This is a genomic window from Streptomyces sp. NPDC102514, from assembly GCF_055584525.1.
On the sequence record NZ_JBVJLW010000020.1, the window covers coordinates 76,395 to 90,924 of the forward strand.

General features: G+C 69.2%; 10 protein-coding genes. 7 read left to right on the forward strand and 3 right to left on the reverse strand.

Translation table 11 applies throughout. The features are described 5' to 3' along the window. Positions 1–16: 16 nt before the first annotated feature. A complete protein-coding gene (locus ACZ60E_RS37990; RefSeq protein WP_469446579.1) occupies positions 17–532 on the forward strand; it encodes a hypothetical protein in 516 nt (171 codons plus the stop codon). Between the two features lie 98 nt (positions 533–630). Then, the gene (locus ACZ60E_RS37995) at positions 631–1,221 is read left to right on the forward strand and encodes a hypothetical protein (protein ID WP_385834268.1); all 591 of its coding nucleotides are present in this window, start codon (positions 631–633) and stop codon (positions 1,219–1,221) included. Between the two features lie 117 nt (positions 1,222–1,338). On the opposite strand, the gene ACZ60E_RS38000 is transcribed toward ACZ60E_RS37995, so the two are convergent. Continuing rightward, on the reverse strand, positions 1,339–4,119 hold the full coding sequence (locus ACZ60E_RS38000) for an FG-GAP-like repeat-containing protein (protein ID WP_469446492.1): 2,781 nt from the start codon (positions 4,117–4,119) through the stop codon (positions 1,339–1,341). Positions 4,120–4,398: 279 nt separating this feature from the next. Here ACZ60E_RS38000 and ACZ60E_RS38005 point away from each other — a divergent pair, with 279 nt between their 5' ends. The 5 genes from ACZ60E_RS38005 (at position 4,399) to ACZ60E_RS38025 (ending at position 9,501) form a co-directional block, all read left to right on the forward strand. Then, entirely contained in the window at positions 4,399–4,938 is a 540-nt protein-coding gene (locus tag ACZ60E_RS38005; RefSeq protein WP_469446493.1) for a hypothetical protein, read from the forward strand. Between the two features lie 128 nt (positions 4,939–5,066). Beyond that, positions 5,067–5,684 (forward strand): RNA polymerase sigma factor, encoded by a 618-nt coding sequence (locus ACZ60E_RS38010; protein WP_469446495.1) that lies wholly within the window; start codon positions 5,067–5,069, stop codon positions 5,682–5,684. Positions 5,685–5,723: 39 nt separating this feature from the next. Next, a complete protein-coding gene (locus tag ACZ60E_RS38015; protein WP_469446496.1) occupies positions 5,724–6,467 on the forward strand; it encodes a hypothetical protein in 744 nt (247 codons plus the stop codon). Between the two features lie 369 nt (positions 6,468–6,836). After that, positions 6,837–8,342 (forward strand): AAA family ATPase, encoded by a 1,506-nt coding sequence (locus tag ACZ60E_RS38020; protein WP_469446498.1) that lies wholly within the window; start codon positions 6,837–6,839, stop codon positions 8,340–8,342. Between the two features lie 871 nt (positions 8,343–9,213). Then, on the forward strand, positions 9,214–9,501 hold the full coding sequence (locus ACZ60E_RS38025) for a helix-turn-helix domain-containing protein (RefSeq protein WP_469446500.1): 288 nt from the start codon (positions 9,214–9,216) through the stop codon (positions 9,499–9,501). Here the strand turns inward: ACZ60E_RS38025 and ACZ60E_RS38030 are convergent. Together ACZ60E_RS38030 and ACZ60E_RS38035 are read right to left on the reverse strand one after the other, a co-directional pair. Next, on the reverse strand, positions 9,498–13,103 hold the full coding sequence (locus ACZ60E_RS38030) for an ATP-binding protein (protein WP_469446501.1): 3,606 nt from the start codon (positions 13,101–13,103) through the stop codon (positions 9,498–9,500). The genes ACZ60E_RS38025 and ACZ60E_RS38030 overlap by 4 nt on opposite strands. After that, positions 13,100–13,996 carry an S-4TM family putative pore-forming effector gene (locus tag ACZ60E_RS38035; protein WP_469446503.1) on the reverse strand — a complete coding sequence of 299 codons (897 nt, stop codon included), beginning with the start codon at positions 13,994–13,996 and terminating at the stop codon, positions 13,100–13,102. Before ACZ60E_RS38035 ends, ACZ60E_RS38030 begins: the two co-directional genes overlap by 4 nt. Positions 13,997–14,530 lie beyond the last annotated feature (534 nt).

Below are 14,530 nucleotides of genomic sequence, written 5' to 3' on the forward strand. Positions count from 1 at the left end.
CACCGGGGGGAGCGGCATGGGCTACTGGGGGTATTTCGTCGTGGGCAGAAGCGAGCAGCCGCTTGCCGAGCTACGCGCGTTGTCGGGTGCGGCGGGCATGACGCTGCACGAGACGGCGGACGGCGGCTGGCAGGTCTGGGAGTACCCGAACGCTCCCGACGGGGGCGCCTCGGACGTGGGGAACATGAACGACCTCGCGGAGGAGACGGGCGCGCCCGCGCTCTTCGGATACGTCATGGACAGCGACTGCGTGGTCGTCGAGGCGGCGGCGCCCGACAGCGGGGCCTGGACGACCTGTCTGGCCAGGGACGCGATGGCCGGGTACCTGGGCGGGAACGAGGACGGACTGGCCGTCGACGACTTCTTCCTGGAACCGCGCGACGCCGTCCTACGGGCCCTCGCCTGGGCCGCCGAGTCGGGCCGTGACGCGTCGGAGGAACGTCTCCTCGATGTGCTCAGTTCCGATGCGAGCCCCTCGGCCGAGATGCTGTTCTTCCGGTTCCTGGACCGGCTGGGCGTCATCCCCATGTAGATTTCCGCCACTTCGCACTGTGACGTTCCGGCCACCGTGCACGCAGTAAGGGGAAGTGCGGGCTCCGCAACCAGCGGCGGCCCACCGAGGGAGGCGTGATGAGCCTGGTGGAACTGACCGCTGAGGCCGACGAGCTGGGTCTCGCGGCCGGCGGTCTGGCGTGCCTGGACAGGTGCGTGCCCCTGTTGGGCGGCGACGACGAGATCCTGCGCCCCCTGTGGGCGAGTCTCGCGGAGTCCGAGGAGGGGTTCCGCGACTGGGGCGAGTGCGTCGAGCAGGTGCGCGCCAAGCTCTATGTGGCGGACGGCCCGGAGAACCCCGCGTCGGCCGAGGGCGAGGCCGTCGCGCTGGCGCACCGCATGCTCGGCGGGGCCCCGGCGGAGCGGACCGCCGCGAACCTGCGGGAGTGGGCCGACGCCTGCTCGGTCGCCGCACTCCAGATCCACGGCCTGCTGGACGCCACGGCCCGTGCCGAGTCCGACGGCGCGGCCTCGGCACGGGACCGGCGCGAGGGCCGTACGCAGGACATGTCGCCGCTCGTCGCCGCCGAACTCCGCCGCCAGGTCAGCGTGCTGGAACTGGTGTCGGCGCACGGTCCGGGTGGTCTGCGCCAGGCGCGCGAACTCACCACCGAGGGCCGCCGCGTCCTGCGCGCCGTGGTCTCCCGACGGGCCCGCGGACGCGCCTGAGCGCCCGCAGGCCCGAACCCGCAAGCCTGAACCCGCTCGCGACCGCCCGCGCGTACGCGCAAGGCCGGGACCCTGTTCCGTACAGGGTCCCGGCCTTGTGCGTGTGTCTCGTGCTGTCTACGGGGTCAGGACCTGGCCCAGTCGCATGGCCGTCGCCGTGCCCAGCTGGGTGACGCCGTAGTACGCCGACCTGGCGACGGAGACCCCCGAGGCGGTGCTCGGGAGGTACAGCAGCGTGCCGTTGTACGCGTCCTCGCCCTCCGCGCCGATGAGCAGGTGCGCGCGGCCGTGGCCGGAGAAGTCCGTCAGCGAGACGGCCGAACCCAGCTTGTCGTCCTTCTCCGTGGACCCGGGGACCCCCGTCGTGTCCTGGGAGAAGGAGAGCGACCCGGTGCCGGTGAGGCCGGTCGAGGCGCCCTTGAGGAGCCAGACCGCGCCCGCGTTGGCCTTGTTGGCGCCGCTGCGGGTGATGTCCTCGTTCGGGGCGCCGGTGAGGACGTCCGCGAAGCCGTCGGCGTTGAAGTCGCCCACGGAGACGGAGGTGCCCATCGCGTCACCGGACTCGTTGGCGCCCTCGACCCCGGCCGTGCTCTGGGTGATCTTCGTCAGCCCGGTGGTGGTGAAGCCCGTGGACGTGCCCGGGACCATCGTGACCTGGCCGCCGGAGACCGCGCCGGACTCGGAGGCGTACGGCTGGCCGATGACGATGTCGTCGTAGCCGTTGCCGTTCACGTCGCCCGCGGCGATCGAGCGGCCGCCCTTGACGGAGAGCGTGGACACCTTCGACAGGCCCAGCGACTTGGACCCCTTGAACCAGGTGACCTTGCCGGCGCCGGACGCGTCGCGGTAGTTGAGCGCCACGTCCGCGTAGCCGTCCCGGTTGAAGTCACCGGTCGTGGCGTCCGCGTACGCGAGGGCGCCGGAGGCGGTGGTGAGGTCGCCGGCGACCTCGTGGCCGTCGTCGAAGCGGGCCGCCCAGTTGCCGCCCGTGCCGGTGGCCGCCGTGAAGACGTCCGCCCTGCCGTCGGCGTTGAAGTCGCCGACCGCGACCGTCGCGCCGAACCGTGCCCCGGACGGCTCGTAGTCGTCGCCCAGCGCCATGGTGTCCGCGCCGAGGTCGAACTTCGGGCCGTACAGGATCGTCACCGCCCCGCGGTCCGCGTGGCCGGTCGTGTCGTCCTCGCCGGGGGCGCCGATCGCGATGTCCGCGTAGCCGTCGCCGTTGATGTCACCGAGGGCCGTGGCCGCGCCCCACTGGTCGCCCGACTCGGCGGCGCCCGGAACGTTGGCGGTGCCCTGGTTGAGCTTCACCTTCGCGGCGGACACGGGGCCGTTGACACCGCCGGGCACGAGGGTGAGCCAGCCGCTGCCCTGCTTGGGCGTGGCGGCGACGAGGTCGCTGATGCCGTCGCCGTTGAAGTCGGCCGTCGGGACCGCGGAGTTCCTGGCCGGGCTTGAGGCGTACCGGCGGATCTCGCTCAGTTTCGAGTAGAGGTTCTTGCCGGGGCACTCGGTGGCGAAGCCGTCGCGGTGACCGGAGATCGTGTTCAGCGTGGCCTGCTGGCCCGCCTTCCAGACACCCGTGTCGTCGGCGGCGGTCAGGGTGACCTGGCCGCTCGGGTTGCCGTCGTACTGGCCGAGCTTCCACGCGGCGACGCGCGCCACGGACTCCAGGGCGGCCCGGGTCGGCCTGCCCGCGGCCTTCGCCGCGGTGGTGGAGGTGGCGGCGGCGCCCTCGAAGTCACCGAGGACGGCGATGCCCGCCGAGTCGCCGTTGAAGCCGTAGGTGTGCGCGCCGCGCACCGGGAGATCGACACCGCCCGCGCGGCCCTCGAAGATCCGGCCGCACTTGTCGACCAGGAAGTTGTAGCCGATGTCGTTCCACAGCTCGGTCTGCACGTGGTACGCCATGATGCCGCGCACCAGCGCCGGGGACTCGGCGCAGCTGTAGTCGTTCGTACCGACCGTGTGGTGGACGAAGACCGCGCTGACCTTCTCGATGTACTCCGGCGGATCCTTGACCGTCGACTCGGCGGCACCCCACTGGGCGCGGGAGACGATCGGCGGCTGCGTCACGGTGGACGGCGGCGGGGACGGGACCGGGTCGGGCGTCGGGGAGGCCGAAGCGCTCTCCGACGCACTCCCGGAGGCGCTTTGAGACGTGCTTTCGGCGGGTGACGCGGGAGCGCCGGTCGTGTCGGCCGCACCCGTGGGCTCCGCGCCCGCCGAATCCGCCGGGGACGCGGACGCCGAGGCGGCGTCGGACGGGGAGCCGGTCGGATCCTCGGCTACGAAGGCCGCGCTGTCCAACGAGAGACCGGTGGCCGTGCCCAGCGCCTCGTTCTTCGCCTCGGCCGAGGTCACGCCCGGGTCCACGAGACTCAGCTCAAGTCCCTTGGGCAGCCCGGAACTCGCCGACCCCCCAGCTGCGACCACCCGCGCCTCGACACCGTCGCTCGGGCCGACCCACAACGGATCGGACGCGCCGCGCGCCTCCTTGGCGCCCGGTTCCGCCTTGTCGACCGGGTGGAATTCCAGGTCCAGGTTCTGCCAGCCGGTCCACTCGTCCGAGCCGAGCGCGCGCGTCCGTACCTGGGCGGTGCCGTCGAGTTCGGCCTTCGCGCCGGCCCAGGAGATGCCGAGCAGCGAGAACTGGGCGGTGCCCGTCCGCTCCACCTCACGGCGGCCCGTGCCGTCGCTGCTCATCGCGAGCTCGTGGACCTTCACGGGCCGCTTGCTGCGCGCGGCGTCCGCCGACGGGCCGTCGCCCGGGTTCGCGACCGCGTACGTCACGGCGCCCGCCCCGGCCAGTACGACGGCACCTGTCGTCAGCCACGCTCTCCGCTTCAGACTCAGCGGTTTGTACGCATGGGTCGTCCGGCGACTCAAATACCCCACCCCTAGGAAAGCGGCACAAAAAACCCACCCGTCACAAGAGTGGCTTCTTAATTCAGCGCCAACTCCGGACGAAACATCACCCAACGGGGCTGTGCGGTCCGTCACTTCGGGGCGGGCCGGACGCTTGAGGGAGCAGATGGTTGTACGGATTCCGGTGAATTGCCGCGTGACCTTTGTCACCATGGGGACGTGTGATGTTCGGGTCGCCCGGCCCGCTTGGTGTTGCGGACCGGCCGCGGCTCGCGCGGCCCGGACGTGACCGAGTGAGGGGGCGCAGGCGTGACGGGGACGAGCGCGGAGTCGGGAGGGCCCCCGCGCGGGACCCGCGGGCTCTCGGCCGACCTGCGGATGCGGCAGCACGCGGCCCGGTTCGTCCAGGACGTCACGGCCCGCAACCGGCTGCCGCTGGACTACTCCGTCGCGAGCCTGCGCGTCGTCGACTTCATCGTCGACGGGCTGCGCAGGAGCGGCCGGGACCACGCGGCCGTGGGCCGGGTGCTGTACGGGCTCGGGGTGTACGCGGGAGAGGTGCTGGTGCGGCGGGCCGGCGCCGCGTGGGTCGACTTCGACCAGGGGCAGCGGGAGTTGTTCGGCCAGCCGGTGGGCGTACGGATGCCGGACGGGCGGGTGTGGAATCCGCTGGGCAAGGTCGTGAAGCGGTTCGAGGCGGGCGAGCGGGAGTCGCTGCGCACGTTCTATCTGCAGTTGCACGGGCGGGCGCGGACCGGACCGCCCGGACCGCCCGGACCGCCCGGACCGCCCGGACCGCCGGGGCGGTCCGGATGCGTGGAGGCGGGCGGCGCGACCGACGGGCTGTGACGTTTCTGCGCCGCCCGGCGCAGATGGCCTTGAGGGTGTGCGACCCCGTGCGGCCGCAGAGGTCCGCCACGGAGGTCCGCCACAGAGGTTCACCACGGTGGTCCGCACCCGGTGCGAACGAGGCAGTGTTGGGCCAGGGAGGGGAGTCCCGCCGCGTGCGGTCGTCCGACGGGGAGCTGGGCCTGGCCGTCGCGCGGGCGCAGCAGGGGGACGAGGACGCCTTCGCGGTCGCGTACAGGATCGCGCAGCCCGGACTGCTCGGGTATCTGCGGGGCCTGGTCGGCGCCGAGGCGGAGGACGTGGCCTCGGACGCGTGGCTGGAGATCGCCCGGGATCTGGGCCGGTTCCGCGGGGACGGGGCGGGGTTCCGCGGCTGGACCGCGACCATCGCCCGACACCGGGCGCTCGATCATCTGCGCCGGCAGAAGGTACGGCCGCGGGCGTCCGAACTGGAACAGGACGTGCTCGACCTGCCCGCCGCCCAGAGCACGGACGACCAGGCCCTGGAGTCCCTCGGCACGCAGTACGCCCTCGAACTCCTCGCGACCCTGCCGCGCGACCAGGCGGAGGCCGTCCTGCTGCGGGTCGTCGTCGGGCTCGACGGCCCGGCGGCCGGGCGGGTCCTCGGTAAACGTCCCGGCGCGGTACGCACCGCCGCCCACCGGGGTCTGAAGCGGCTGGCCCGCCGTCTCGACGCCGAAGGTGTGACGGAAGACGGGCCCCGGACGCTGGGGGAGTCGGGATGAACGGCAGACGGTCCTCCGGCGGCGGAAGTGGATGCGGACATGGCTGAACGAGAGGGCGACAGCACCCGCCCGGACCTCGGTGTCCTCCTCGCCGCCGCCGTACGGGGCGGGGAAGCGGACCCCGACGCGGAGAAGCGGGCCCTCGCCGCGTTCCGGGACGCCCGGGACGAGGGGGCGCACGCGGCGGTCCGCACCCGGCGCCGGGACGACTGGCGGCCCGCGGGCGAACGGCGCGGCTGGTCGCTGCGGGCGACGCTGCTCGCGCTGGCGGCGAGCGTGACGCTCGGCGGGGTGGCCGTGGCGGCCATCGGCTCGGGCGTGGGCGGACGGGACGACGGGGGCGAGCGGGACGGCCCCCGGCGGCCGTCGAGCAGTGCGGCGGCCGACCCCGGCGCCCCGGCCGGCGTCGGCGGACCCGCGGACTCCGGGCCCGACCGGCCCTCCACCGCGCGGGACACCGAGGCCCACTGCCGCGCGTACGACTCCGCGAAGGAACGGGGCAAGGCCCTCGACCCGACCGCCTGGCAGCGGCTGGTCCGGGCCGCGGGCGGCGAGGACGAGGTGGCGGCGTACTGCGCGGCGCGGTCGGCCGGGGCGAAGGAGAAGAAGAACAGCAAGAACAGCAAGAACAGCAAGAGCGCCAAGGAAGCCGAGAAGGCCGGGAAGGCCGGGAAAGCGGCGAAGGCCGAGGGTGGTAATTCGGCCAAACCGTCGAAGGCGCCGGGCAACGGCGTCACGAAAAGCCCGAAGGCCACAAAGAGCGCGAAGGGTGAGAGCAGCTGAGGGGAGGGAGCGCATTTGCTCTCCTGGAGCAGGTCCTCTCTTTCTGTCCAGATCGGCTCTCATCTAGGTGTTGCGGCTGTTTCCGACCGCCACTGGACACGCACCGGTCATGTGCCCAGCGGTCGAGGTCGGCCCGGCGGGCTGTCGCGCCAGAAGTGGATATCCCGTCGGGCCGAGGGCTGCGGCGTGCAGCGATCTGCGTGACAAGGACCCGTTCGCGAAGGGGTGGGCGTCATCGTGCGTCTGCCCAAGCATTCCGATGGGCCCCCTGGGTTCGGACGCCAAGGGCATCGACGAGCCTGAGTATGACGTATACCGTCGAAGTACACTTAGACGGAAACTGTCGCAGTCGATGTGTAGGAGCGGTGAGTGAAGAAGAGCTTATTGATCAAGCCGGACGACGTGGTCGGCCGGGATCGGGAGTGGGATCTGCTCGCGGAGTTCCTCACCGACCCGGATCCGGCGATGCGGCTCGGCATTGTGTCGGGGCGGCGGCGGCACGGGAAGTCGTACCTTCTGCAGGCCCTATCCGAGCAGGTCGGTGGCCTGTACGTCACAGCTGTACGGGAAGAGGGGCGGCTGCCTGCGATCCAGCGATTCAGTGACGCGGTCGCCGCCTATGCTGGCTTGCGGCAGGGCAGCCTGCGTCTCACCGACTGGCGTGACGTCCTGTCCAACGCCCTTGAGGTGACCGCCCGTTCGTCGTACCCGCTCCTTGTGATCGACGAGTTGCCGTACCTGCTCCAGCACTCGCCCGAAATCCCGGGGCTGCTGCAACAGCTCTACGACGAGCGCCAGCGGGGTGCCCGGCCCGGTGCTGGGCCAGGTCCGCGTCTGATCCTGTGCGGCTCGGCGATGAGCGTCATGCATGAACTGCTCTCTGGAACCAAGCCGCTGAGGGGGCGTGCCGTGGTCGATCTACGGCTTGGTGCTTTCGACTATCGGGAAAGCCGGGCTTTCTGGCAGATCGCCGACCCACTGACCGCGCTCAAGGTGCACGCGGTCCTGGGGGGAGCTCCCGGCTACCGGCCGGTGGCTGCCCGGCCGCATCCGGACGACGGCTTCGACACCTGGCTCAGCCGGACGCTGCTCGATCCGGGGCGGGCGGTGTTCTCGCGTACCGAGACCGAATACCTGCTGCGCGAAGACCCGAGGATCACGCAACACACGCTGTACTACGACACCCTCACCGCGATTGCGAACGGCGCCACCACACCCAGCAAGATCGGTGCCGCTCTTGAACGTCCGCGCAACGCCGTCGCCCACCCTCTCGGAGTCCTGGAATCCACTGGCTACATCCGGCGTGAACAGGACATCCTCCGCTCCAAGCACCCTGTCATCACCCTCGCCGACCCAGTGATCCGCTTCAATCAGCTCATCACCCTCCCGCAGGCCGCCGCGGTGGAGCAGGGTTTCGCCGAGCAGGTATGGCAGCAGGCCGCTCCGACCTTCAACTCCAAGATCCTCGGGCCGCACTTCGAGGACCTGGCCCGCGACTTCACCCGTCGTTACGCTCACACCCTGTTGCCCAGTGGACTGCCCGGCCCGGTCGGTACCACCGAGGTCGCCGACCAGGCCGCCAGGACCAAGCACGAGGTAGATGTCATCGCCCTGGCCGCCGGCGAGCGCCCGCAGGCTCCCCGCGCGAGGATCGCGCTGCTTGGCGAGGCCAAGGCGACTGCCGCGCGCCGTGGGACCGGTGACCTGGAGCGACTGGACCGTATTCGTACCCTGCTCACGGATCAGGGGCACGACACCGAGGCCACTGCTCTGGCCCTGTATTCCCTGCACGGCTTCTATCCCGACCTGGTCGAACTGGCCGACCGGCGTGGCGACGTACTACTGGTCGATCTGCGCGTGCTGTACGGCGACTGACAGCTGGGCAGCCCGCGCCGGATTCCCAACGGCGGCGCGATCGGCAAGAGCCGAGGCACAGCAGTCACATTCTGGGGCGAGGTTGCCGTTGCGAACGAGGCTGTGGTTCGGGGCGAGCCTGCGACCGGGGACGGGGCTGTAGTTCGGGGCGGGGAGGGGCGAGTACCGCGCGCACCATGTCTTTCGATATGTCATGGCGGTTGTAGTCGAGGTGGATCATGCCGTGCACCTCGTCAGGCGTGAGGTTCGGGTAGCGTGCCGCGACTTCACGGATGTATCGGGTTTTGGCGTCTTCGGGGGGCCCGCCGCCGACTGACGAGGTGCGGAGCGTGACGGGCCGATGGATACGGCGACCGGGATTGTCGGAATACATCTCGCGCCCCCTTGACGTCGATGGATGAGCTGAAGCTAGGTGAGCGCAACGGTGCAGGTCCACGACGGATCGTGGCGTGACCATGCCCCTTCGTCGGCAGGTTGCTGTCACGCTCTAAGCTGTCGGCTGCTTTCCGACCGATAGCGCGGCGGTCACAGAGAGGGGCAGGCCACGGCAACCGTTCATGTCGCGGTCTTGGATCCCCTGCCGATGTTCCGGCATGGCGTTGCGGCGTCGTTGTCCAGCTTGGGCCACCTCGTGGAAGAGCCTCCGAACGCCGAAACCTGGCTGCGTGAGCGTCCGGGAGGGCTTGTGCTGCTGACTCTGTGCTGCGCGGAGGACCTGGATCGGTTGACCGCTCTGTGCCGCCTACGACCCCGCCCGCTCGTAGTTGCGCTGTCGCCTGCCGACGACGCGTCCCTAGGCGCCCGGGCGATGCGGGCCGGTGCCCGCTCAGTGGCGACGCGTGAGGCGACAGCGCCTGCATTACAGCGGGCGGTGTCCGCAACGTTGAACGGCGAGGCGGTGATGCCGACCGAGGTCGCCGACCTCCTGCTGACAGGCCGGGGCGGCCGAGCCCCGCGCGGTCCGGAGCCCACGGGTGACGAGATCGCTTGGCTCAGTCGGCTGGCCGACGGTTGGACCGTGTCCCGGCTGGCCTCGGTCTCCGGCTACTCGGAGCGGGCCATGTACCGACTGCTCAGGGCGTTTTACCAGAGGATGGGCGTCAGTACCCGCATGGAGGCCGTGATGCTGGCGTACGACATGGGCTGGCTCGGGGACTAGCCCGTGCGGCCTGGCCGCATGCGGGCCAGCTCCCTGAGTACCGGTTCGAGTCGTGGGTCACCGTTGGCCAAGATCTCTAGCAAGAATCTCAGCCGGTCATCCAGCCCGGGTGTCTGTGTGGCGTGTTCAGGCCGAGCTTGCCTGAACGCTTCCAGCGCCGTCGCGGGTTCCTCCTCGTCGATGAGTACCGAGTAACACCGGGCGATGCCGGTGAAGTCCCAAGCCATCAGGTCGGTCTCGTCTGCTCCGGTGCGCCGACCGGTCTCATCGTGGAGTTGCTGGAAGAGATCTCCCGCGGTGCCCGGGAGCCCGGAGCGGTGTGCGACGATTCCTCGCAATGCCAATTCCACTGTCTCCTTGCCCGCCACTCGGTAGCGGGCCGCCTCCTCTATCGCCTTCTGGGCCGCCGGGAGGTCGCTCATGTGCACATGAGCGGTGGCCAGTACGGTGAGTGACCGCCGTAGATTGACCGGGTACCGGTAGTCGCGCGCGACACTGATTGCATGCTCGGCCGTCCTCCGTGCCTCGCCGTACCTGTCCTGCCAGAGGTACAGCTCGGCCTTCGCGCAGAGCAGGTCCGCCTGCATCGAGGGATCGGGGTGGGCTATGACCAGTTCGTCACACCTGGCCAGCATCGTTCGCGCGTATCGGATCTCGTTCAACTCGGCATACCATCGGACCAACCGCAGGGCCGCGCCGAACGCGCATTCGGCATCGCTGTCGCGGGCGGCTCCAAAAGCTGAGAGCGCGTTCTCGATCGCTTGCCGATAGTCGCCGCGCCGCTGTCGGCAGACGGCCAGTCCGGTCAATGCGTTCGCACGGTCTACGTCGGCGTCGTCCTCGCAGGCCAGTGCCCACGCCCACGCGTAGTGCTGCTCGGCCTTCGCGACATGACTGTGCTCCCCGAACATGACGCCCATGCCGATGTGGATGCCACGTATCGCCTCACGGTCCTGTTTTTGCTGGGCCATAGTGAGCGCGCATTCGTACGCGGACCTGGCAGCAGTGAAGTCACCATCGAAAGAGTAGATGTTTCCCAGCCCGGCGAGATTCACCATCTCGGCCCCGTCCTCACTGAGCCGCCCGCGCACGGCTTCCCGCTGGGTCCGCAACTCGACCCCACTGCTCCAACGGCACACCAGGAGGTTCATCGAATCGATGAGGGAGTGCGCGTAGTCGTACAAGCCTGCCCGAAGCCAGACATCGACGCGCGCGAAGTGAGCTTCCAGGTCGACCAGGCCGTGGATATCGGCTTTGTCCTTCTGCATGTCCTGCAACGCCGCGACCGCTCTCAGGAGGAGCGAACGCCGGGTCGGTGCTTCGCCCCGCTCCATCTGCCGGTCGCCGTCCGTCAGACGGCTGAGAACCGCATCGATCTCGCTCTTTCGCACGTACCGTCGGCCGTCTCGGCGCTCCAGGACGAGGCGGACCTCCACGAGCGCTCGCAACACCGGCTCGACCCGGGGCGCCGGCACGTAAGGCTCCATTACTCCGATGACGGACTCGGTGTCGGCCGGAATGCCCAGTGCCGCCAGTCCCTCCACCACTCGCTGCTGTTCGGCGGGGAGGTGGTCGATGAATTTGCGCACCAGGCGATGATGGACCTCGCTCTCCGGCATGAAGGACAGCCACGAGCCGACTTCGTGGGCCTGCAGTTTTGCCGATCTGCTGCTGGTGATCGCGGAAAGCAACTCGGCCAGGCGCGGGTTGCCGGCCAGACGGCCGTGAACGCGCCGCAGATCGTCGTCCGGCAGAGCGGCGAGCCCGTACATGTCGCGCGGGTCGAGTGCGGCGAAATGCTCCTTCAAGCTGAGCGGTTCAAGTCCTTCCAGTCTGATGTGGACGGCGGTCTCCGGCCACGCTACGCCTGTCGTGGCCCTGGGCACGTGCTGTGTCACGAGAACGACCTTGATGACCGGGTGGGGTCGGCTTTGCACGGTGTCCAACGCCAGGTCGAGCTCCGAGTCGTGCAACGCATGGCCGTCGTTCAGCAGGTTCTCCGCCGAGTCGATCACGACGACAGGCCGGGATCCGGCGGATGCGTGGTGGCCGTCCAGGGCCATTTCGAGACGGGCCCGTGCGTAGGGTCCGGCCGCCTGGCCCAGCCCGGTCGGTTCGATGGCCTCCACCAAGGTTGCCACGCCGATGTCGCCGTACGGAGTGGCATCGTGCCAGAAGAGCGCCGCAGTCTCGTCGTCCGTATCAACCCTGGACAGGTCCATGAGCACCTCGCGCACCAAAGCCGTCTTGCCTATCCCGGCCGGGCCGCTGACCACGACGACAGCGGTGACCCGATCGTCCAGCGCCGCCCGGAGGAGGCCCCGTGGAACGGTGCGGTCGACGAAGGCAGAGCCGCCCCGGGCAGGCCGGCCGATCGTCGGTGCTGCCACCGTGTCGGCCCTTCCCGGTTCCTCCCCGGCGTCGAAAGCCTTCGGCCCAGCCACCCACGAGTGCGCGGATCCGAGAAGAAGTCGGGTGAGACGCCCTGCCAGCCGCGCGCACCAGCGACGGGCGTCCGGCGTACCGCGTTCGTACGCACTGTGCAGCATCGCCTGGGCCAGCAGTGAGATCTTCAACTGCCTGTGCCAGTGATCTGTGTCGCCGTGCTTGTCGACGACGAACCGGAGCGCCGGCTCCCTGAGTGCGTCGATGATCTTCCGCACTCTGGCCGGTATGCCTTCCGCAAGGTCTTCGTCGCGCTCGTCGTGCTCCAGATAGGCGAGGAACGTCTCCTGGCTGTCCGTGGACGACTCCCCGATGTGCCGCCAGCAGAGCGAGATCAGCAGCGTGGCGAGATCCCGGCTGAGGGGTGCTTGCGCGTCATAGGTGGCCAGATCGATCAGCTGGAAGCGGTCGGGATCGGGAACCCTGTTGCGCTCGGGCACGAGAACGTTGTCCCCGTGTAGATCGCCGTGTGTCCGGCCCACCAGGTAATGGATTTTCTCCAGAGGCGCAAGCGTGCCCTCGGCGAGCAGCCGCCACGGGTTGGGCAACGGCTCGCGCTCGCCCGGCAACTGGAGGAGGTCGGTTGTCAGAAGACCGCGCGATCGCGCCCAGTCGCGTAGCCACCCGTCGGTGCGAAAGGCGTCGCCCAACTCGGACATGAGCAACTCGGCCACCGTCGCCTGCGCACTGCGGTATGCGTTGCCGGTCCACTCATGGAGCAGCGCGTACCCGACCGTCTCGCAGCAGTCGGCGAGTCGGTTGAGGTCCACATTCCCCAGTGGGACACCGCCCGCCAGGAACTGGCCTACTACGTAGCCGTCATGAGGACATGGGACCGTCGGAAATGCGATTTCCGTGAGGTGTTCGTGACGGAATTCACTGGGCGCGTCCTCCAGAGCCGCCGAGTGCCGTCGATTCTCCCGCTGGTGCTTCGACGGAGCCGAGGGACAATATTTGATCACACACCAATGCGGTCGGGGCAGTCCCGAGGCATGTGCTATCTGTGCCCTTACCAGTTGCGCCCCGCTGTAGCCGTGGCTGCGTCCTCCGATGGTGCCGCTGAGAACCTTGCGCCCGTTGTCGCGCAGAGACTCGATGATGGCAGAAGCGACAGCGGCGTCCCCGAACTCGTGAGTCAGCTCCTCCAGAGCGGTCATGGCGGGGGAAACCTCGATTCCAGCTCGTGCATTCTGATCTGGAAATCGCTCTTGTCCTGGTCGTGGTAGCGGCGGAAATACCAGGTCGGCAGGCGCGGTTGGAGACGTCTCATTTGAAAGAGCGCGTCCTGGACCTGACGGACGAAGCGGGGCAGCGCGTCCGGTGCGGTTATTACCGGCGACGCGGGCTCATCGATGACTGAACGCACCAGACTGAGGATTCGCAGCCGCTGCTGAATGCTTGTCATCTGCGTGCGATAGGTCTGCAGACACAGGAGCAGCAGGCCGAGCGAGGGAATGAACCACCCGGTCATCAGTCGGCTCACCGTGCCACCGGTAGTCAGTGCCAGCAGGATGCCCGCTGTGGACCAGAGCACCAGTACGCCCAGCATGAGCTGGGCGTAGCGAAGCCGTATTCGTGATCCCCAGGCCAAGTTCTGTTCCAAGCAGAAAAGCACGTCGTACGGTGCGGCGGCTTCCACCACCAGGTAGTAGCCTCGCAGCCGGACCTCGCTGCCGCGGAAGCTTCTGCTGAGTCGACTCACCTCGTCGTTGCCGATCCGGTTTCCGACCGCCACGTTGTTCCACGGTAGGCCGAGTACGTCGGCGTCGAACATTTCCTGAAGAGTCGCGGCAGTCCGCAGGTATCGCTCGGCCCAAGGCGCCATCACCGCTATGTAGAGCGCAGCCCACAACGTGCCGCCGAGGGTGACGGCGGTGCCGTACCGCGAACCAGGGGCGGTCAGCAGGCCGGCCACCGCGAAGACGACCGAGACGCTCACGCTCAGGGTCTGTGCTCGCTGGTTGCGGAGGTGGGACACGGCGACGGCCTTGAGCAGACGCACGGCCGCAACGCTTTCCTGTTGATCTACGATGGGATGCGTCCTCGTCAACGTCCCTCCCCCATGTACGCATCGGCGTGATGAGTGTCACACGCCTTGCGGCCTTGGCGGTACTGTCCGTCGCATTCGCGGCTGAGGTGTGCCCTTCCGCTGTCCCTCTCTCTGTTGCCGACAGGAGTCACGTCGGCACAGTACGGCGGGTGGTCGAGCAGGGAAGGGGCCGGGAGCCCATCGACGGCGACGGTTCAGCGCATCGTGCCGAACGGGAACCAGTGCGTGTCCGGTTCGCGGGTAGTGTGTTGGTCGCGCTTGTCACGTACGCCGCGCGCAACTTCACGTTGAGACGGCTAGGCGGGGAAAACGACGGGGGCTGCCTCCCCCAGCCGCACTCGAAGGTCCGATCTCACCTTCTGCATGGGGATGATAAGCACTCCCGGCCGGGCTCGCCGGGGTACGTGGGGAAAGCGCTCCTCTGCCAGGTTGTAGGCGGTGTCCCAGGAGCCGGTGCCGCCGTGTAACGCGCTGATGATGGCGGCGAGCCTTAGTTGGCCATGGCGGAGGTACTCAACAGGACGACTTGGACGC